21 protein-coding genes are annotated in these 18,558 nt (G+C 56.3%); 11 read left to right on the forward strand and 10 right to left on the reverse strand.

Annotation, left to right across the window (positions count from 1 at the left end):
* Window positions 1–81 precede the first annotated feature (81 nt).
* The 4 genes from FHS21_RS05305 to FHS21_RS05320 all read right to left on the reverse strand — a co-directional run bounded on the left by FHS21_RS05305 (window position 82) and on the right by FHS21_RS05320 (window position 2,652).
* Window positions 82–1,338 (reverse strand): D-amino acid dehydrogenase, encoded by a 1,257-nt coding sequence (locus FHS21_RS05305; RefSeq protein WP_112525899.1) that lies wholly within the window; start codon window positions 1,336–1,338, stop codon window positions 82–84.
* Between the two features lie 232 nt (window positions 1,339–1,570).
* Complete coding sequence (locus FHS21_RS05310; RefSeq protein ID WP_091881096.1) at window positions 1,571–1,780, reverse strand: cold-shock protein; 210 nt, start codon at window positions 1,778–1,780, stop codon at window positions 1,571–1,573.
* A 347-nt stretch (window positions 1,781–2,127) separates the two neighbouring features.
* Complete coding sequence (locus FHS21_RS05315) at window positions 2,128–2,391, reverse strand: hypothetical protein (RefSeq protein ID WP_246410840.1); 264 nt, start codon at window positions 2,389–2,391, stop codon at window positions 2,128–2,130.
* A 51-nt stretch (window positions 2,392–2,442) separates the two neighbouring features.
* Complete coding sequence (locus FHS21_RS05320) at window positions 2,443–2,652, reverse strand: hypothetical protein (protein WP_112526331.1); 210 nt, start codon at window positions 2,650–2,652, stop codon at window positions 2,443–2,445.
* 161 nt (window positions 2,653–2,813) lie between these two features.
* Between FHS21_RS05320 and FHS21_RS05325 the strand changes: the two genes are divergently transcribed.
* Complete coding sequence (locus FHS21_RS05325) at window positions 2,814–3,383, forward strand: dihydrofolate reductase family protein (protein ID WP_112525895.1); 570 nt, start codon at window positions 2,814–2,816, stop codon at window positions 3,381–3,383.
* 183 nt (window positions 3,384–3,566) lie between these two features.
* Here the strand turns inward: FHS21_RS05325 and FHS21_RS31140 are convergent, their stop codons facing one another.
* Window positions 3,567–3,701, reverse strand: a complete 135-nt coding sequence (locus FHS21_RS31140; RefSeq protein ID WP_281385925.1) for a hypothetical protein — start codon at window positions 3,699–3,701, stop codon at window positions 3,567–3,569.
* Between the two features lie 338 nt (window positions 3,702–4,039).
* Here FHS21_RS31140 and FHS21_RS05330 point away from each other — a divergent pair, with 338 nt between their 5' ends.
* Window positions 4,040–4,216 (forward strand): hypothetical protein, encoded by a 177-nt coding sequence (locus FHS21_RS05330; RefSeq protein ID WP_162701812.1) that lies wholly within the window; start codon window positions 4,040–4,042, stop codon window positions 4,214–4,216.
* 296 nt (window positions 4,217–4,512) lie between these two features.
* Here FHS21_RS05330 and FHS21_RS05335 read toward each other — a convergent pair whose 3' ends face one another.
* On the reverse strand, window positions 4,513–4,692 hold the full coding sequence (locus FHS21_RS05335; RefSeq protein WP_112525893.1) for a hypothetical protein: 180 nt from the start codon (window positions 4,690–4,692) through the stop codon (window positions 4,513–4,515).
* A 154-nt stretch (window positions 4,693–4,846) separates the two neighbouring features.
* The gene (locus FHS21_RS05340) at window positions 4,847–5,014 is read right to left on the reverse strand and encodes a hypothetical protein (protein WP_162701811.1); all 168 of its coding nucleotides are present in this window, start codon (window positions 5,012–5,014) and stop codon (window positions 4,847–4,849) included.
* A 171-nt stretch (window positions 5,015–5,185) separates the two neighbouring features.
* Between FHS21_RS05340 and FHS21_RS05345 the strand changes: the two genes are divergently transcribed.
* The 3 genes from FHS21_RS05345 (at window position 5,186) to FHS21_RS05355 (ending at window position 8,469) form a co-directional block, all read left to right on the forward strand.
* Window positions 5,186–6,100, forward strand: coding sequence for an NAD-dependent epimerase/dehydratase family protein (locus FHS21_RS05345; protein ID WP_112525891.1), 915 nt, complete (start codon window positions 5,186–5,188; stop codon window positions 6,098–6,100).
* Window positions 6,101–6,338: 238 nt separating this feature from the next.
* Window positions 6,339–7,721, forward strand: coding sequence for a Ppx/GppA phosphatase family protein (locus FHS21_RS05350; protein ID WP_112525889.1), 1,383 nt, complete (start codon window positions 6,339–6,341; stop codon window positions 7,719–7,721).
* Between the two features lie 19 nt (window positions 7,722–7,740).
* The gene (locus FHS21_RS05355; RefSeq protein ID WP_112525887.1) at window positions 7,741–8,469 is read left to right on the forward strand and encodes an RlmE family RNA methyltransferase; all 729 of its coding nucleotides are present in this window, start codon (window positions 7,741–7,743) and stop codon (window positions 8,467–8,469) included.
* Between the two features lie 23 nt (window positions 8,470–8,492).
* Here the strand turns inward: FHS21_RS05355 and FHS21_RS05360 are convergent, their stop codons facing one another.
* Complete coding sequence (locus tag FHS21_RS05360; RefSeq protein ID WP_112525885.1) at window positions 8,493–9,896, reverse strand: MFS transporter; 1,404 nt, start codon at window positions 9,894–9,896, stop codon at window positions 8,493–8,495.
* 221 nt (window positions 9,897–10,117) lie between these two features.
* On the opposite strand from FHS21_RS05360, the gene FHS21_RS05365 reads away from it, so the two are divergent.
* From FHS21_RS05365 to FHS21_RS05375, 3 genes are all read left to right on the forward strand, one after another.
* Complete coding sequence (locus tag FHS21_RS05365; protein WP_112525883.1) at window positions 10,118–11,101, forward strand: MBL fold metallo-hydrolase; 984 nt, start codon at window positions 10,118–10,120, stop codon at window positions 11,099–11,101.
* A 226-nt stretch (window positions 11,102–11,327) separates the two neighbouring features.
* On the forward strand, window positions 11,328–12,833 hold the full coding sequence (guaB, locus tag FHS21_RS05370) for an IMP dehydrogenase (RefSeq protein WP_112525882.1): 1,506 nt from the start codon (window positions 11,328–11,330) through the stop codon (window positions 12,831–12,833).
* 76 nt (window positions 12,834–12,909) lie between these two features.
* Window positions 12,910–13,449: a DinB family protein gene (locus tag FHS21_RS05375; protein ID WP_112525880.1), complete on the forward strand. Its 540-nt coding sequence runs from the start codon at window positions 12,910–12,912 to the stop codon at window positions 13,447–13,449.
* Window positions 13,450–13,459: 10 nt separating this feature from the next.
* On the opposite strand, the gene FHS21_RS05380 is transcribed toward FHS21_RS05375, so the two are convergent.
* Entirely contained in the window at window positions 13,460–14,509 is a 1,050-nt protein-coding gene (locus tag FHS21_RS05380; protein ID WP_112525878.1) for an SDR family oxidoreductase, read from the reverse strand.
* A 105-nt stretch (window positions 14,510–14,614) separates the two neighbouring features.
* On the opposite strand from FHS21_RS05380, the gene FHS21_RS05385 reads away from it, so the two are divergent.
* Both FHS21_RS05385 and FHS21_RS05390 read left to right on the forward strand, forming a co-directional pair.
* Window positions 14,615–15,541 (forward strand): LysR family transcriptional regulator, encoded by a 927-nt coding sequence (locus FHS21_RS05385; RefSeq protein ID WP_112525876.1) that lies wholly within the window; start codon window positions 14,615–14,617, stop codon window positions 15,539–15,541.
* A gap of 19 nt (window positions 15,542–15,560) precedes the next feature.
* The gene (locus FHS21_RS05390) at window positions 15,561–15,986 is read left to right on the forward strand and encodes an MAPEG family protein (protein WP_112525874.1); all 426 of its coding nucleotides are present in this window, start codon (window positions 15,561–15,563) and stop codon (window positions 15,984–15,986) included.
* On the opposite strand, the gene FHS21_RS05395 is transcribed toward FHS21_RS05390, so the two are convergent.
* Entirely contained in the window at window positions 15,983–16,912 is a 930-nt protein-coding gene (locus tag FHS21_RS05395) for a hydrogen peroxide-inducible genes activator (protein WP_112525872.1), read from the reverse strand. The two genes, FHS21_RS05390 and FHS21_RS05395, sit on opposite strands and share 4 nt — an antisense overlap.
* A gap of 141 nt (window positions 16,913–17,053) precedes the next feature.
* Here FHS21_RS05395 and katA point away from each other — a divergent pair, with 141 nt between their 5' ends.
* Entirely contained in the window at window positions 17,054–18,550 is a 1,497-nt protein-coding gene (katA, locus tag FHS21_RS05400) for a catalase KatA (protein ID WP_112525870.1), read from the forward strand.
* The last annotated feature ends 8 nt before the right edge of the window (window positions 18,551–18,558 follow it).

Consider the following 18,558-nt stretch of genomic DNA (forward strand, 5'->3'; position numbering starts at 1 on the left):
AACGAAAACTGAATATCAATCTAAACAATTTGTAATGTTTTAAATGGTTTATAGGCGATTTTTGAAGCCGGCAAATGAATATCAGCCGTAACGGCTGATATTCAGGGGCAGCGGGTCCACATCCGGCGATTTTCCGGAAATTATATCGGCGAGCACACGGCCAGAGCCGCACGACATTGTCCAGCCAAGCGTGCCGTGACCGGTGTTGAGATAGAGATTCGAGTATCTCGTACCACCACCGATTATGGGCGGACCATCCGGCGTCATCGGTCGCAAGCCCGCCCAAAAGCTTGCCTTGCTCAAATCGCCACCTTTGGGAAACAAATCGCCGACGGAATGTTTCAGCGTCGCCTGCCGTGCATCGCGCAAAGCGAGATCGTAGCCCGAAATCTCGGCCGTACCACCGGCGCGAATCCGGTCGCCGAGCCGCGTGATGGCAACCTTGTAAGTTTCATCCATGATGGTTGAAACGGGAGCCGCGTCAGCGTCGGTGATCGGAACTGTGATGGAATATCCCTTTACCGGATAGACCGGAATATGCACACCGATGCGCCGCAACAGGAATGGCGAGTAGCTGCCGAACGCAACGACATAGGCGTCTGCCGCCAGCTCCTCCGTCTCGGTCGATACGCTGGCGATACGGTTCGTGCTGGTGTTGATTGAGGTGATCGTGGTGTTGAACCGGAATTTCACTCCGGCGTCGGCACAGAGAGCCGCGAGCTTCTCGGTAAACATCTGGCAGTCGCCGGTTTCATCGCCAGGCAGGCGCAAGCCTCCGACAAATTTGCCTTTGACATGGGCCAGTGCCGGTTCGGCCGCAACACATCCTGCAGGATCCAGAAGCTCGTAAGGTACGCCAAATCCTTTCAGCACTTCGACGTCGCTGGCACTTCCGTCATATTGCTTCTGTGTGCGGAAGAGCTGCAAAGTTCCCTGCGCGCGTTCATCATAGGGGATGGAGACTTCCGAACGCAGCGCTTTAAGGCAATCGCGGCTGTATTCAGCGATGGGAACCATGCGTGACTTGTTGCGGGCATAACGCGCAGACGTGCAGTTGCGCAGCATCTTGACCAGCCAAAGCGCCATATAGGGATCAAATTTTGGTCTAACGACAAGTGGGCCGAAATGCATCAGCATCCATTTGACTGCCTTGACCGGTACGCCAGGCCCGGCCCATGGCGAGGAATATCCCGGCGATATTTCTCCGGCATTGGCAAAGCTCGTCTCACGCGCCGGGCCGGGCTGGCGGTCGATGACAGTGACCTCATGGCCCGCTTGCGCCAGATACCAGGCCGATGTGACGCCGACGACGCCACTGCCAAGGACGAGTACTTTCATAACCGGGAGACTCCTTCAAAAGATTCAAACCTGAAGACGAGTCGCACTGTGGGTTGGCGAATTGTTTCTTTCCAGACATTTCTTTCGTCACGCGCGGAAATGTCTTGGTTTCTCGCGCCGGCAGCAGAATCTGGACAAAATAAAAGGCCGGGAAAACCCGACCTTCTCAAATTCGTCTCTGCTATCAGTGCCAGTACATCCGTGGTCAAAGACCGCGAAGACGAATTATTTATCAGCCAGCCTGAAGCTGATCAGCAGTCATCTTGCCGGACTTGTTGTCACGGACCAATTCGAAACTGATCTTCTGACCGTCATTGAGGCTGCGCATACCAGCGCGCTCAACGGCAGAGATGTGTACGAATACATCTGCTGAACCATCATCTGGTTGAATGAAGCCGAAGCCTTTTGTGGAATTGAACCACTTTACTGTTCCAGTGCTCATGATGAACCCTTTCAATGGAAATATTTTAATACAGGGCACGACGCGCCATGCAGTTTTTAGCTCGATTTTTGAAGAAGGATCTTTCAGAGCGCCTGTGGCGCAATAAAACTAATTACAAACTACCAAATACCGATAGGCCATACATAGGGCTAAGCGCTTGTTTCGTCAATGCCAATGCCTGAGAAATAATTTCAAAGACTGAACTAAAGTCTATTCCCCAGTCTTTTCGGGGTTTTTCTATTTCGAAATATTTTCGCCGTCTGGCATTGGCATCCGAGTATAAGACGGCAATCGATTCCTCATTGCGCGCGTAAGCGAGCGACACCTCGAGTTCCCTGCAGTAACGACTACTTGGCTTTGGCAGCTGTCCGCGTAGTCTTCTTTCCTTTTGGAGTAGCCGGCGGTCGGGCAGCGATTTCTGCCTGCTCTTCAGCTTCTTTGGCAAGCCGTAAAGCCTTGAGACGTGCCGTCTTGCTTTCCCACTTATGTGTTTCATCATTGATGATTGCAGAAGCCGCAGCGGTGGTTGCCAGACTCTTCTGTTCCGAAGGGCTCAAGACCCGTTTCGGGTGGACGCCAACTTCAGGCATCTGTTTTGGACTATGTTTCATTGCATCTCGCATTATTGGATATACAACCATCGCACGCGAAACCTTCCAAGTCTATCGTGCTGTCGTCTGACGCGTCGAACCTGTTCCGGGTTTCCAGCCCCGGGCAAAACCATAGGACATGGCGAGAGAGGCATACTCGATTTCCCGCAAAAGGAATTCCCGCTCCGCCAGAAGGGCAGCGATTGTGGCCCTCACATCACCCTGATGATAGGCCAGCGCTTCATCTATTTCGTCTTCCGGTTGTTGGGATATAGCGTTCATCAGAATCTCCTTTTCCAGGAAGATTGCCACAACCTTGCATATATGAAAAGGAATTTGTTCCTGTTTTGTTCACATTTGGACGGTGCACAGTCAATCCGAAAACGGTTGTGAAAGACATCTCGCGAAATTAGAATTCGGACCATCAGAGAGGGATAAGCGGCATGGGAAAAGTAATTGTCTCGTTTACGATGTCACTCGATGGCTTCATCGCCGGGCCGAATATCAGCCCCGAAGATGCCATGGGCGAGGGCGGCGAACAGTTGCATGATTGGTTGTTTGACGGAAGCTCTGAAATCGACCGCGACATGGCACGGGAGATGCCTGCCAACGTCGGTGCGGTGATCCTCGGGAAGCGAACCTTCGATCTGGGGCTGCCGCATTGGGAAGACACGCCATTTCCCGCCCCGAGCTTCGTGCTCACCCATGAAAAACGTGAGCCGCTGAAGATGAAAAGCTCGGCATTCACTTTCATCAACGGCGGTGTCGAAAGCGCTGTGCAGCAGGCGAAAGCGGCTGCAAGTGAAAAGGATATCATTGTTATGGGTGCAAATGTCGCCCAGCAACTGTTGCGAGCGAAGCTGGCGGATGAAATCGTTCTCCAACTCGCGCCGGTTTTGCTCGGGCAGGGGACACGCCTGTTCGACGGGATAGGTGATGAAACGATCGAGCTGAAAAACACAAGAACTATCCAGTCGCCGCTGGTCACCCACTTGCGCTATCAGATCCTGTAAGAGTCCGTTTGGAAAGTCGCTGCGGCGAGACGTATGGCGTGATTTTTCCAGAACCGGAGCGGAGCGTACTTAAGTACGTGAGCACCGGAGCACAGAAAATCGCGCCAGATGGCCGCCGCAGTAGATTTTCAAGACGTGCTCTAAGATGAAGCCCAGATTATCGCCGGGGCTTTCTTGGCTAGATCAACCCTTTGACTTGGCCTTCGGCGCTTCCGCCTTTTTAATCATGGAGCTGAAAGGAACGTCGGCCTTCGGCGCAACCTTCTCTTTCTTGGGTTTTCGCACTTCGCGATTGCTTTTCTGTTGTCCTTTGGCCATGGCGGCTCTCCTACAAAGTTACAAACTAGACTGCTGGACGAGGCTTTTTCGATTGCGGGCCGCTTGCATAACAAGAACCAAAATCGAGTGCGTACAGAATCGGTCATTTGGAATGAGATTGGCGGGTCGAGAACCTCTGACGCCGCGAAGAGCCAAGCTTTGGCCAAAAGACGATTCGCGATTGTAGGTCGTCATTTGCGGCTTAATTGCGGCTCCTGATAGTTCTGGCGCGCCCGTTTGAATGGTGCTAAAATTCGTTCAGTTGCCTCAAAAGTCGAAGTTTTTCCGCTGGATTCCTGGTCCACTGCGGCTTTATGGGCGTTTGGAGGATACTCACCATGTTGAATCGCACGATTACCTTTCTGAAAAGGCTGAAAACCCCTATTACCGCATCGCCTGACACCGTCGTGCATAACGCAAAACCGGCCGCTAAGAAGCCCCGTCGTGTAAACCCCGACAGCGATGGAAAGCTGCGCCGCCTGCGGCAGCTCGTCGAGCACAATCGGCTGATCTGATTGCGTCCACTAAGCCGGTGTTGAGAGAACTGCATCGGCTTTTTCATGTCGCCTATCCAAGACTTCCTGCAAAACGCTCCGGCAACCGATCACGCTTGACAGCGTGAGCCTGTAAAGGCGGCTGGCCGCCGTTGGGTCACGGCTTGTCCAGTTTCCCGGCGGTCCTTTGCCGGTCCATAATCTCGTCAAGTTCGATTGATTGGCAAACGCTTAGCGGGGCAGGTGAGGCTTGGCACCGCCCCGGGGAGGGCATAATAGGCTAAGTCGGCGCCAAGCCTCCGCTGACGGAAATAGGGTCAGCGTAATACAACGCTGACATAGGTCATTCGTTCCGTTGCTGTGCTCCCATCGTAGACAATTGTTGTCCGCGCGAATGCGGTTCCTATCAGCCAGATGACAGCGAGAAATACCAGTGCAACAGCAGCGAGTAGCAAGACGCCGGTTAACTTCACCGGTTGATGATCGTTCTCAGACATGAAGGGGACATCTCAAAATTGTGCTCGTGCATTAATACAACTTATGCGAGAATTTTCAACGGGAACATGTGTGAATGTGAGAGATCAAAAGATCGGAAACGTACGTGTCAGACTTGGTCTGCGTCCAACGATCCGGGCGCGGCAAGGCCCCCGATCAGGCGGTCAGGTGATCCGGGATGATGCTGGTCTGATGGCCACTTGGATTGCTTGATTTGGCAAGCATCGTTCCAGCTTCCCAACATCCCCAAAGAATAGCCACCATGATCGCGGCCAGGATCAGGAAGTCTTTTGTCTCGAGCGGCTGAAAATCGGGCTGACGCATAGGCGTTACTCCATAACGATAGTGATCGCGGTCCCTGACCCATCGCTTATCATAGGTATGCTACGAGCCCTATTGCTCCCGATTAGTCCTTTCGATTTAGTCCCTGACGCCGCATTGATGTGGAAACGTCTCTGTTGATATGAGTGACAGGTGTTGGAAGGATTCAATCATATGGTAACGGGCGTTGTTCTCGTGACGGGAGCCTCGGGTTTCATCGGTGTGGAACTGGTCAAGCAACTTGAAGCCTCCGGCTACCGGGTGATCAGTGCCACGCGCAACGCCGGCGGCTCCAACACGGAAATTGTGCGGCTGCCTGCACCCGACGAGCCTGTCGAAGCATTCGAGCGCATCCTCGAGAATGTCGATCATGTCGTGCATCTTGCCGCTATCGCTCACACGCAACTAGTCGACGCCACCCATACCTATCATGCAGTCAACTGCGTGCTGGCGGCAAAGCTTGCTCAGGCTGCGCATAAAACCATTTCGGGCAGGTTTGTTTTCCTGTCGTCGATACGTGCGCAATGTGGGAGCGTTCATGAAGGCGTCGCGTTGGAAAGCGATCTCCCACAACCAACTGATGATTACGGTCGGGCCAAGCTTGCAGCCGAGAACGAAATCGCCTTAGCGATGGAGCGCGGAAATTATACGATCCTGCGTCCCGTGCTCGTTTATGGCGCGGGTGTGAAGGGTAACATGGCGATGCTCGAGAAACTCGCGGCATTGCCTGTCCCGTTACCGCTAAAGTCCTTGGCCGGTCAACGATCCTTGCTCGATCGCGCTGCCCTCTGCCGCGCCATCATCCATAGTTTGAACGAAGCGAAAACCGATCGTGGCACATTCATTGTATCGGACAGAAATCCAGTAACGGTACCGCAGATACTGGCCGCCATACGACGCCGGCGCGGCCGCAATCCTGGGTTGTTCTCATGCCCGTTGTGGATATTAAACATTGCCGCACAAATAACAGGCCAGGGAGATCGCTGGAAAACGCTGAACGGTGACTTGATTGCAAGTTCGGCCAAGCTCCAATCGACTGGCTGGAAGGCTGTCGACAATCCTGCGGGGTACATTGCGGAACTATCCTGACCCTGGAGCCTCGTGCACAAGGCTCCAGCAGCCCATGAGCGCGCCAAGCCCGTCGCGACAGGGACATCAAATGGTCTCTTGGATATTCGGCAAATGATGTTACATTGTATCCAACGTTAATTGAAAAGCGTCCTGCTTGCGTCCTTATGGGTTCGCGCGGCGCTCGAAGGATAAGACTTTGAAAGACCCCGAGAGAGGCGCGCCAATCGCGCCGAATGGAGGGGCGTCTGGTGGTGACATGGTGCTGAACGGCACTAAAGGTCTCACCAAGAATGGGCCCGGACCGCATGGGGATCCTGCACATCACAGGCAGGAAAGCCAATCCGATTCCCTGGAAGGACGCTTCGACAAGAACCATAAGAAACGTGCGCGCCGCAGAAAGCGCGGCAAGTCGAAACAGGCGCCTGCTTCGACCGAGCCAGTCGTTGTCTCGAGCGTTTCGCCCCCCCCTGCCAATACACCGGCCAAAGCCGCCAAGAAGCGGCGGCCCAATCGCTTTCGTCGTCGGGGCCGCGCCGGGATCAAACCTGTCGATACGATACCGCCAGTAGTGACAGTAAAGCCGTCTCCGGCAGCCCCGGTTCAAGCCACGCAGCGGCGCGAATCCAGGCATTTCGGAGGACCGCTCTATGCCGCACTCGATCTTGGCACCAACAATTGCCGGCTTCTAGTGGCGTCGCCCACCCGCCCCGGCCAGTTTCGCGTCGTCGATGCCTTCTCCCGTATCGTCCGCCTCGGTGAAGGCCTCGGCGCGACGGGGCGCCTGAACGACAACGCTATGGATCGCGCTATAGAGGCGCTGAAGATCTGTCGCGACAAACTTGAGAGCCACGATGTGCGCCGCGCCCGGCTTATCGCCACCGAAGCCTGCCGTCAGGCGTCGAACGGCGAGGAGTTCTTGGCCCGGGTCAAACGCGAAACCGGCCTCGATCTCGAGATCATCAATCGCCAGACCGAAGCGCGTCTTGCCGTATCCGGCTGTGGCACGCTGGTCGAGCGCGAGACCGACGCAGTCGTGCTGTTCGACATCGGCGGCGGTTCCTCGGAGATCGCGCTGATCGACGTTTCCGAGCGCCGCTCGCCGCGGCTTGCAGAACATATCATTGCCTGGACGTCGCTTCCCGTCGGCGTGGTCACTTTGGCCGAGCGCTTTGGCGGGCGTGATGTGACCACCGATAACTTCGCAGTCATGGTCGATCATGTTGCCGAATTGATCAATGATTTCTCCGAGCGTCACAAGCTCGGCGATCTCGTCAAGAGCCAGAACTTTCATCTGCTCGGCACGTCCGGCACGGTCACGACGCTCGCCGGTATTCATCTCGGTCTCGAGCGCTATGATCGCCGCCGTATCGATGGTATCTGGATGCAGAACGATGACGTCACGGAAATGACCAGCAAGCTCCTGTCGTGGAGCTTCGATGAACGGGTTGCCAATCCGTGCATTGGTGCTGATCGCGCCGATCTCGTTCTTGCCGGTTGTGCCATCCTTGATGCTATCCGCAACGTCTGGCCCAGCCAGAAATTGCGCGTGGCCGATCGCGGGCTGCGCGAAGGTATTTTGACTGAACTCATGTCGCGTGATGGCGCGTGGCGCAATCGCTGGTTGCGTGCAACCGCATGATCCAGGAATAGGGGCCCTTATGGCTAAGACGACGACAGGGGGACGCGGCGGCACAGGCACGCGCGGTCTGCATACCAAAATCAAGAAGAAGGCGGGCACGATCAAGGAATCGTCGCGTCGTTGGCTCGAGCGTCACATCAACGATCCGTATGTGCAGCGCTCCAAGGCAGACGGCTATCGTTCGCGCGCCGCCTATAAACTGATCGAGATCAATGACCGCTACAAGATCCTGAAAAAAGGTCAGCGCATTATCGATCTGGGCGCCGCTCCCGGTGGCTGGAGCCAGATTGCGGCGTCGATCGTAGGCTCGCCGGAAGACGTTCCAACGGTCGTTGGCATCGACTATCTACACATCGACCCATTGCCGGGCGTCACCTTGCTTGAGATGGATTTTCTCGATGACGCAGCGCCGGACAGGCTCATGGAATCACTCGGCGGCCAACCGGATATCGTCCTGTCGGACATGGCTGCGCCGACGACCGGCCACCGCCGTACCGACCACATACGCACGACCCACCTTTGCGAAGTCGCCGCCGACTTTGCCGTCTCCGTTCTGCGTCCGGGAGGACATTTTCTCACCAAGACATTTCAGGGCGGGACTGAAAATGAAGTGCTCACACTGTTGAAGAAGCATTTCAAGTCCGTCCATCACGTAAAGCCCCCCGCATCACGTGCGGAATCCGTCGAGCTTTATTTGCTGGCGAGGGACTTCAAGGGACTGCCTGATGACCGGGATTCGATTGAATAACTCTCTCTGATTGCGACTGCCCGCTATTCCGCCGGTGCTGCTGCCTTGATCAGCGGCCGGTGACCAGAAACCTCTGAACCCGCGTCTGGCTGCAGACCCCTGAACGACAGGCATGCCAAACCCGAAATTGCCGCCACGACAAAGAAGGCGATGTGGAAATCGGAGAGCTGCAGCGGGCCGCCGTGTATCTTGGTCGTAATCTCGAGAATGCCGCCGGCAACCGCCACGCCAAGCGCGATCGAAATCTGCTGGGCAACGGAACTGATCGGTGTCGCCTGGCTCGTCTGCTCGTTGGGGATATCCGCATAGGCGAGAGCGTTCGTCCCCGTAAAGAACAGGGAACGGAAAAATCCACCCACGAGAAGCAGCAGGATCATCAGCCAATAGGGCGTTTCCGGCGTAAAGAACCCGTTGACCGCGACGAATATCGCGGCGACGAAGGAGCCATACATCAGCGAATTGCGGAAGCCGGTTTTCCGGTAGAACCATTTTGTAACGAGCTTCATGCTCATGGCGCCGAGTGCCGATACGAAAGTGATCATTCCGGATTGAAATGGCGTCAGGCCGAAGCCAATCTGAAGCATCAACGGCAGCAGGAACGGGATTGCCCCGACGCCGATGCGGAACAGACTGCCGCCGACGATTGCCGCTCTGAATATCTGATTGTCCAGAAGATTGAGAGAAAGCAACGGCTCCGCAGTTCGGCGCGCATGGACAAGATAAAGAACGGCGGAAATGATGCCGGTCAGAAGCGTCGCCATACCCACCCATGTCGGAAGCGCTGGAAGACTGACCACCGACAGGCCGAAAACGATGCCCGAGGCGGCGATGCCGCTTAAAAAGAAACCGGGAACGTCCAGCGGCCGTTGCACCAGGGTTTCGATGGAGGGCAGATAGCGGGTGGCGATGATGATTCCGAGGACGCCGATCGGAACATTGATCAGGAAAATCCAGTGCCAGCTGAAATAGGTCGTCAGGAAACCGCCGACCGGTGGCCCTATAAGCGGGCCGATGAGCGCCGGCATTGTCAGCCATGCCATGGCGCTGACAAGTTCATTGCGCGGCGTCGAACGCACCAGCACGAGACGGCCAACAGGCGTCATCATTGCCCCGCCTACGCCTTGCAGAAAGCGCGATAGAACGAATTCGAGGAGCGAGCCCGAGGCGGCGCAGGCGATGGATCCGAGAACGAAAACAACAATAGCAGCGCGAAAGACATTCTTTGCACCGAACCTGTCGGCCATCCAGCCACTGACTGGAATGAAAACCGCGAGAGAGACGAGGTATGCGGTGAGTGCCAGTTTTAAAGCGATCGGACTGGTGCCGATATCAGCAGCGATCGCTGGCAGCGACGTCGCGATGACGGTGGAGTCCATGTTCTCCATGAAAAGGGCGACGGCCAGGACGAGCGGAACGATACGGTTCAAGTTGAATTCCAGTTCTCAGGAGGTGAGAAAACAGGCGGTGAATCTCGTTTTATGAGACTCAGGTGGCCTTGCGAGTTCCGATAGCACTCGCGATGCCGGGGCTCAAGCGGCGATCAATCAGAAGTGATCCAGACGCCGCGATTTTTGGTCTATTCAGCAGGAACGGAGCGGCAGCGCTGACGTTGCCGCGTTGCATATTGTTGCCTGAAGGAGATAATCCTATGTCTGCATTCGAGATTTCCCGCCGCAACCTTTTTCTCACGTCAAGTGCCATGGCCGGCGGATTGGCAATGTCACAGATGATTTTTGACATTGCGGAGGCGGCTGTTCCACAATCGGAGATCAAGTCGCCTGGCTTCAAACGTTTCAAGCTGGGCGATTTCGAGATTACTACCTTGCTTGACGGGCTACGCCCCGGCGATGGTCCATTTCCAACCTTCGGCGCCAATCAGAGCCAGGAGGCAGTCGCCGAACTCATGCGCGCCAATTTCCTGCCGGAAACGAAATTCGTCAACGGCTTCACGCCGGTTCTGATCAATACCGGATCTGAGCTGGTGCTCGTCGACACAGGCTTTGGTGCAGGTGGCCGCGAGAATGGTCTTGGTCAGCTTGAGGCGAATATGAAAGATGCAGGTTATACGCCTGATCAGGTGACGCTTGTTGTTATCACCCATATGCACGGCGACCACATCGGTGGCCTGATGAATGGCGAAACACCCGGCTTTGCCAATGCGCGCTATGTCGGCGGGCAGATCGAATATGACTTCTGGACCGACGCTGCGCGTGCGGGTACTCCGGCCGAAACCAATGCCAAAGGTGTCAATGCCAAGGTCAAGCCGCTTGCCGAAAAGTTCACCTTCATCAAGGCGGGCGATGCGGTGATCCCCGGCATCACCAGCGAAGCGGCCTATGGCCATACGCCTGGCCACATGATTTTTCACGTCGAATCGGCCGGCAAGCATCTTGTCCTGACTGCTGATACAGCCAATCACTACGTCGCCTCATTGCAGCGCCCCGATTGGGAAGTTGCCTTCGATACCGACAAGGCCATGGGCGCGGCAACGCGCAAGAAGGTGTTCGACATGATAGCGGCCGACAAGGTACCGTTCATTGGCTACCACATGCCTTTCCCTGGCGTGGGTTTTGTTGAAAAGCAGGAAACGGGCTATCGATTCGTGCCGGCAACCTATCAGTTCGACGTCTGAACGAACTGACCTGTAAAATGCAGTTCCGGCGCTTTTGCGCCGGGATATTGCTACAATATTGTGGGGCTGTTGACGGTTGGAATGCCAGTAATTGCGTTTTGATCTTTTCAAACCGACATATCCGTGTTACCAGCCCGTGCCAATTCACTTGAACAGAACTTGATCGGCGCCCCACCACCGTGGTGCGCCCTTTAGTCGTATTACCCGTATTGCAAGGAAATTGGTCATGGCAAAAATCGTTGAATCCGCGACAGGCGCGCTGGCACTGACATTTGATGATGTTCTGCTCCAGCCAGGTCATTCCGAGGTTATGCCCGGCCAGACCGATATTCGCACCCGCATCGCTCCCGATATCGAACTCAACCTGCCGTTGCTATCAGCGGCGATGGATACAGTTACCGAATCGCGTCTCGCCATCGCCATGGCGCAGGCGGGCGGCATGGGCGTCATTCACCGCAATCTCACGCCGGAACTGCAGGCCGAGGAAGTCCGGCAGGTCAAGAAGTTCGAATCCGGCATGGTCGTCAATCCGGTCACCATTGGCCCCGACGCGACACTTGCCGATGCGCAGGCGCTGATGCGCGCCCATGGCATCTCCGGCATTCCTGTGGTCGAGAACTCCGGCGAGGGCAGCCGCAAGCCGGGCCGCCTTGTCGGCATCCTCACCAACCGCGACGTGCGCTTTGCCTCAGATCCTGCCCAAAAAATCTACGAGTTGATGACGCGCGAAAACCTGATCACCGTGCGTGAGAATAACGTCCAGCACGAAGAAGCCAAGCGCCTCTTACATCAGCATCGCATCGAAAAACTGCTGGTCGTCGACGAAAAGGGTTATTGCGTTGGCCTGATCACGGTCAAGGACATGGAAAAGTCGCGGCTTAACCCGAATGCAGCCAAGGATGCGCAAGGCCGGCTTCGCGTCGCCGCCGCATCCAGCGTCGGTGAAGATGGTTTTGAGCGGGCCGAACGGCTTATCGCCGCCGGCGTCGATGTCCTTGTCATCGATACCGCCCATGGCCATTCGCAGCGTGTTCTCGATGCTGTTACTCGCGCCAAGAAGATGTCGAATGCCGTACGTATCATTGCCGGAAATGTCGCCACTGCCGCGGGAACACAGGCGCTGATCGATGCGGGCGCCGATGCGGTCAAAGTCGGTATTGGACCGGGTTCGATCTGCACCACGCGGATCGTCGCGGGTGTCGGCGTGCCGCAGCTTTCCGCAATCATGTCTGCGGTCGAAGCAGCACATAAATCGAATGTGCCGGTCATCGCCGACGGCGGCATCAAATATTCCGGTGATTTCGCCAAGGCACTGGCCGCGGGTGCGTCCGCTGCCATGGCAGGATCAGCACTTGCCGGCACAGAAGAAAGCCCGGGTGAGGTCTATCTTTATCAGGGCCGCTCGTTCAAGGCCTATCGCGGCATGGGCTCTGTCGGCGCCATGGCGCGAGGATCGGCTGATCGCTATTTTCAGGCCGAAGTACGCGACGAACTGAAGCTCGTGCCGGAAGGCATCGAAGGCCAGGTCGCCTACAAGGGTCCGGTTTCCGGCGTATTGCATCAGCTCGCTGGCGGTCTCAGAGCATCCATGGGCTATGTCGGTGCAAAAAATTTGGAAGAATTCCGCGAAAAGGCTACATTCGTTCGCATCACCAATGCAGGTCTGCGCGAAAGCCATACCCATGATGTCACCATCACCCGCGAAAGCCCGAACTATCCGGGCGGCAACTAAAGCAATTCCAGGAAAAGTGGGAACCGGTTTTCCGTCCGGAATTGCGTTAAATGCTCTGACCCAAAAGTGAAGGGCAATGTCTGATATCGCCCTTCGCAATCACTTCTCGGCCATGGCGCGCAACAGCGCCTGGTCGAACTTCCGGCTGCTCAGCGCGTGTGAGCAGCTCACCGAAGCCGAGTTTGCCCAAGAGCGCACCAGCTTCTTCCCATCCATCCAGTTGACGCTGAACCACAATCTCATCGTCGATCACATTTACATGGCCGACATGATCGGCAAAGGCCGGAGGAATATCGACCTCGTCGGCGATATACCCTATTCCAAAGCTTCAGACCTGAAGCAGGCGCAGACAGAGTTCGATAGCAGCCTCATCGGCTTCTGTGACGATATCGAGCCCGAAGACCTAGACAAGATCGTATCGATCACATGGGGGACTGGCGACACCTCGCAGGAGCCGATCTACCTCTTGCTATCGCACCTTTTTGTGCACCAGATCCATCACCGCGGGCAGGCACATGCCATGCTGGCAGGCACCAATGTTCCGCCGCCGCAACTCGACGAATTCTTTCTGAACTACGACAGACCGCGACGGCAGGGGGAGCCCTTTACGGAGTAGGGCACCCAAATCAAGGAATTATTCTGCGTTCCCGAAGGTCGCGGAACACGCGCATGAACATCTCCTCCGTATCGACATATTCATGGAACCCGGCCCGCCGTAGTCGGGAGCCGTCGGCAAAGAAATCATAATCCCAGCCGAAGACCGCATCGCCGAAGCCCCAGGACGACACATCTTTGTAGGGTGTCTTTGCAAGACCGTGCTTCTCGATCATGCGGTTCCACAAGTCTTCCTTGTCCGTCATGACGACGTTTAATGACATCGGAAGTGGCGGCGCGACCTCCAACTCGAAAAACCGCGCGATCTTCGGCCACATCTCGCTCCAGCGGAAAAGATCGCCATTGTTGATGTTGAACGCCTGATTGCCACAATGCCGGTTCGTTGCGATGAAAACAGTGGCCCGCGCCAAAAGCCCGGCATCCGTCATTTCCAGCAGACTGTCATAGGCGCCGGGTTTGCCGGGAAAGCGCAGTGGAAGGCCGAGTTCTTTCGACATCGAGGCATAGACGGCGATCACCGAAGCAAGGTTCATAGGATTGCCGAGCGCAAAGCCTACGACGACGGACGGCCGTAATGCCGACCAGGTCCAGCTCTTGCCCTTCAGCAATGCTTCCAAAAAATCCTGCTGATCGATGTTGAATTCCGGCGGCATGTGATTGGCATCGGTCTCGCGCGCCGGCGTCTTGAACGGGCCAAGATGTGCGCCATAGACCTTGTAACCCTGCATCAGGCTGATGTGTTCGAGATCGGGTGCGATCGGTTCGATTGCGTTGACTGTATTCATCAGCATGGCGAGGTTTGGCGGCACAAGCTCGGCCCAACTCGGCCGGTCTTGATAGGCCGCGTAAAAGATATGGGTCACGTCGGTGAGGTGTGCGAGTTTCGCTTTGGCCGCCGCGGTGTCGAGCAAGTCGACCGCAATGTGGCTGACCTTCTCGCTTGGGGCACCGCCACGGCGCGACAGGCCAATAATTTCCCATTCGCCCAATTCGACAAGGTGCGAAATCAGATTGCCACCGATGATGCCATTGGCGCCGACAACAACTGCTTTTTTAGTCATTTCAAAATCTCCGTTTCAGATTCTGAAACAGATATGATCCATTCATATAGCTTTGCGTAGTGGCCAAAAAATGATAACATTCATAAGAAATTCTTTGAGGAGACAATGGATAGATTCGCAGCGATGAAGACGTTTGTGCGCGTTGCGGAGCTTGGCACTTTATCCGCAGCGGCGCGCGAACTTGGCCTGACCCAGCCAGCCGTCAGTCAGCAGATGGCTGCTTTGGAGCGGCATCTGGACGTGCGTCTGTTTCACCGGTCTACGCGCCAGCTCGCGCTTACCGGAGGTGGCGAAACCTACTACCAGCATGCACGGCAAATCCTGCAGGCGGTGGACGAGGCGGAAGAAAGCGCTGGTGAATTATCCACGACGCTGCGCGGAAACCTTCGCGTTCATGGTCCTGTCGGGTTTGGCCAGATGCATCTTTCGCCCATAATCATCGAGTTTCAGCGCCTGCATCCAGACCTCACGATTGAACTTGTCCTCGATGATCGCTTTGCCGATCTGATTGCGGAGGGCGTCGACGCGGCGATCCGCTTCGGCGAGATGAAATCCTCCGATCTGGTCGCAAGAAAACTTGCCACATTCGAACGCATACTCGTGGCTTCTCCGGACTATATCGCTGCCCACGGCAAGCCCCGGACACCGGACGACCTTATCCAGCATCGCTACATCCGGTTCTCATGGTCACCACAGGGCGAATCGATTCCCCTGATCGGCCCTCATGGCGCTCTCGTAGCGCCAATCCGCTCTACGTTCCTCGCCAACAACGCCTTTGTCCTGAATGAAGCACTGTGCGCTGGTCTCGGCATCGGGGGCGCCCAAGTCCCGCTGATCCAGCCACTGCTTGATTCGGGCAAGCTCGTTCGGATTCTTCGCGATTATGCCTATGCGCCGATGGATGTGCACGTGGTCTATGCGACTGCTCGCTTCCTGCCGCGCAAGGTGCGCGCCTTCATTGATCATCTGGCAAGCAGTCTGCAGGCAGTACCGGGCTTGCGCTTAAATCGTATGCCTGAAAAGAACGTATAAACGAATAACAGGAGGGACCATGTCACAAACCGCAATTTTCTGGCCGATGATCGCGCTGACTTTCCTTATCTATTGTGTCTATGCCGTCCTTATGCTGCGCCGTCGGCAAGCCGTTCTCAGCGGCCAGGCCAGCGCAAGGGATTTCAAGGTCCCACTCAAAGAGCCAGAGGCCAGCGTTGCGACGGTTCGCAATTTGATCAATCTCTATGAATTGCCGATGCTGTTTTATGTCGTCTGCCTGGCGCTCTATGCCGTCAACGGCGCCACGTTGCTTGCCGTAATCATAGCCTGGTGTTTTGTGGCAATGCGTGTGGCCCACACCTGTGTGCACATAACATCCAATCGCCTGCGCCTGCGCCAACCAATCTTCGTCCTCGGCTTGATTCTCAATGGAGCCTTGTGGGTCATGCTGGCATTACACCTCGCCGTTCCACCCGTTATCTAAGCCGCAAGATCGTCCAGTTCATCCGCCGAAATCATCAACCGGCGACTGCAATCGACGATTGTAATCGCCAGCGCTTCGAAGTCCTCGCGCCGCTCGCTCTGCTTGCGCCAGATCAAGCCGATTTCACGTGATGGTTCCGGATCGGCAAAAGCCACGATGCGTACGTTATTGCGGCCGGCTTCGGTGCGCACGGCAATCTCGGGGATCAGCGTCAGTCCCATGCCGTGGCTGACCATCTGCAGCAGCGTCGCCATGCTGGTCGCGCCATAATTGACCAATTGGCGTTGCTTCACATTGCTGCACACTGCAAGCGCCTGATCGCGCAGGCAATGACCCTCCTCAAGCAGAAGCAGCCGCTCAAGCGCCACATCCTCCTGCGTCATGGGCGAGGTGAGAACGTCGATATCATTGTTCGATGTTGCGATCAGGAAGCGGTCGCGAAACAGCGGTTTGGCGACCGTCCCTTCGCCTTCGATCGGTAGGGCCGCGATGATGGCGTCCAGATCGCCAAGGCGCAAATCCTCGACCAGCTTCGAGGTAACGGCTTCTCGCAGCTCGATCGCAAGTTCAGGATAGGCCTCGCGGAGATCCGGGATCAGCAGCGGCAGCAGATAAGGCGCAATCGTCGGAATAATGCCAAGTCGCAGCCGCCCCCTCAAGGTGCCACGCCTCTGTCCCGCAAGTTCCTCAAGCGAGCGAATTTCATCGAGAATGCCGCGTATGCGCGGCAGCAGACGCCTGCCCATCTCCGTAAGCACGACCGTCCGCCGCGTCCGCTCGAACAGCGTGGCTCCGAGGAGCAGCTCCATTTCCGCGATCTGCGCCGAGAGGGCAGGCTGGGATATGCGTGCCATCTCCGCCGCTTTGCGGAAATGCAGCGTGTTGGCGAGAATGTCGAAATAGCGCATTTGGCGAACTGAAAACATGATAAGTAAATCCTATCAATAATCATTCTAAAATCAATTGGAAACTATGATTAGAAAGGTTCTATGGTGTGGTTGAGAACGCGGCTGCGCTAGCGCGCCTGCGGTTCCTTTTGTCAAAACGCGAGATTCGAGGAGAAGCCAATGGCTGACCGTCCAACATTGACGACAACCGCCGGTGCACCGGTATCCGACAACCAGAATTCCAGAACCGCCGGCGAGCGCGGTCCTGTTCTGCTGGACGATTATCAGCTCCTGGAAAAGCTCGCGCATCAGAATCGCGAGCGTATCCCCGAGCGTGTTGTTCACGCCAAGGGCTGGGGTGCATTCGGCACACTGAAAATCACCGGCGACATTTCGAAGTACACCAAGGCGATGGCGTTGCAGCCCGGTACCGAGACGCCGCTGCTTCTGCGTTTTTCCACGGTTGCCGGTGAACTTGGCGCAGCCGATGCCGAGCGTGACGTGCGCGGTTTCGCTCTCAAGTTCTATACCAGCGAAGGCAACTGGGATCTGGTCGGCAACAACACGCCGGTCTTCTTCGTCCGCGATCCGCTGAAGTTCCCTGATTTCATCCACACGCAGAAGCGTCATCCGCGCACCAACATGCGGTCCACCACAGCCATGTGGGATTTCTGGTCGCTGTCGCCAGAAAGCCTGCATCAGGTGACGATCCTCATGTCGGACCGCGGCCTGCCCGTCGCGCCGATGTACATGAACGGCTACGGCTCACATACCTATTCGTTCTGGAACGATGCCGGCGAGCGCTTTTGGGTGAAGTTCCACTTCAAGACGCAGCAGGGTCACAAGTTTTACACCAATGCCGAGGCTGAGACGCTCATCGGTAAGTCGCGCGAAACCTATCAGGAAGAGCTGTTTGGCGGCATCGAGCGCGGCGAGTTCCCGAAATGGACTGTCCAGGTCCAGATCATGACCGAGACGCAAGCGGAACAAACCTCATACAATCCGTTCGACCTGACCAAGGTCTGGCCGCACGGTGAATTCCCGCCGCTCGAAATCGGTGTCATGGAACTCAACCGCAATGCCGACAACTACTTCGCCGAGATCGAGCAGGCCGCGTTCTCGCCCTCCAATGTCGTGCCCGGCATCGGTCATTCGCCGGACAAGATGTTGCAGGCCCGCGTCTTCTCCTATGCGGACGCTCATCGCTATCGCCTCGGCACGCACTATGAAGCACTCCCTGTCAACCAGCCGAAATGCCCGGTCCACAACTACCACAAGGATGGCCAGATGAATTTCTTCGGCCAGAAGTCCGGCAATGTCGACGCCTATTACGAGCCGAACAGCTTCTCCGGCGCTGTCGAACAGCCTTCGGCAAAAGAGCCGCCGCTGAAGCTTTCGGGTGATGCGGACCGCTACAATCACCGTATCGGCAATGACGACTACGGCCAGGTGACGGCCTTGTTCAACCTGTTCGATGCCGGTCAGCGCTCGCGCCTGTTCTCCAACATCGCTGCGGCGATGGATGGCGTGCCGGGGGCAATCATCGAGCGCCAGCTGGTGCATTTCCAGCGTGTCCATCCTGAATACGAGGCCGGTGTTCGCGCTGCCTTGAAGGAAGCGCACGGCTATGAGGCCAGCACCATTTCGCAGGAAGAAAAAGGCGTCGCTGCCGAGTGAATACTCAA

Source organism: Phyllobacterium trifolii, from assembly GCF_014192095.1.
GTDB lineage: Bacteria > Pseudomonadota > Alphaproteobacteria > Rhizobiales > Rhizobiaceae > Phyllobacterium > Phyllobacterium trifolii.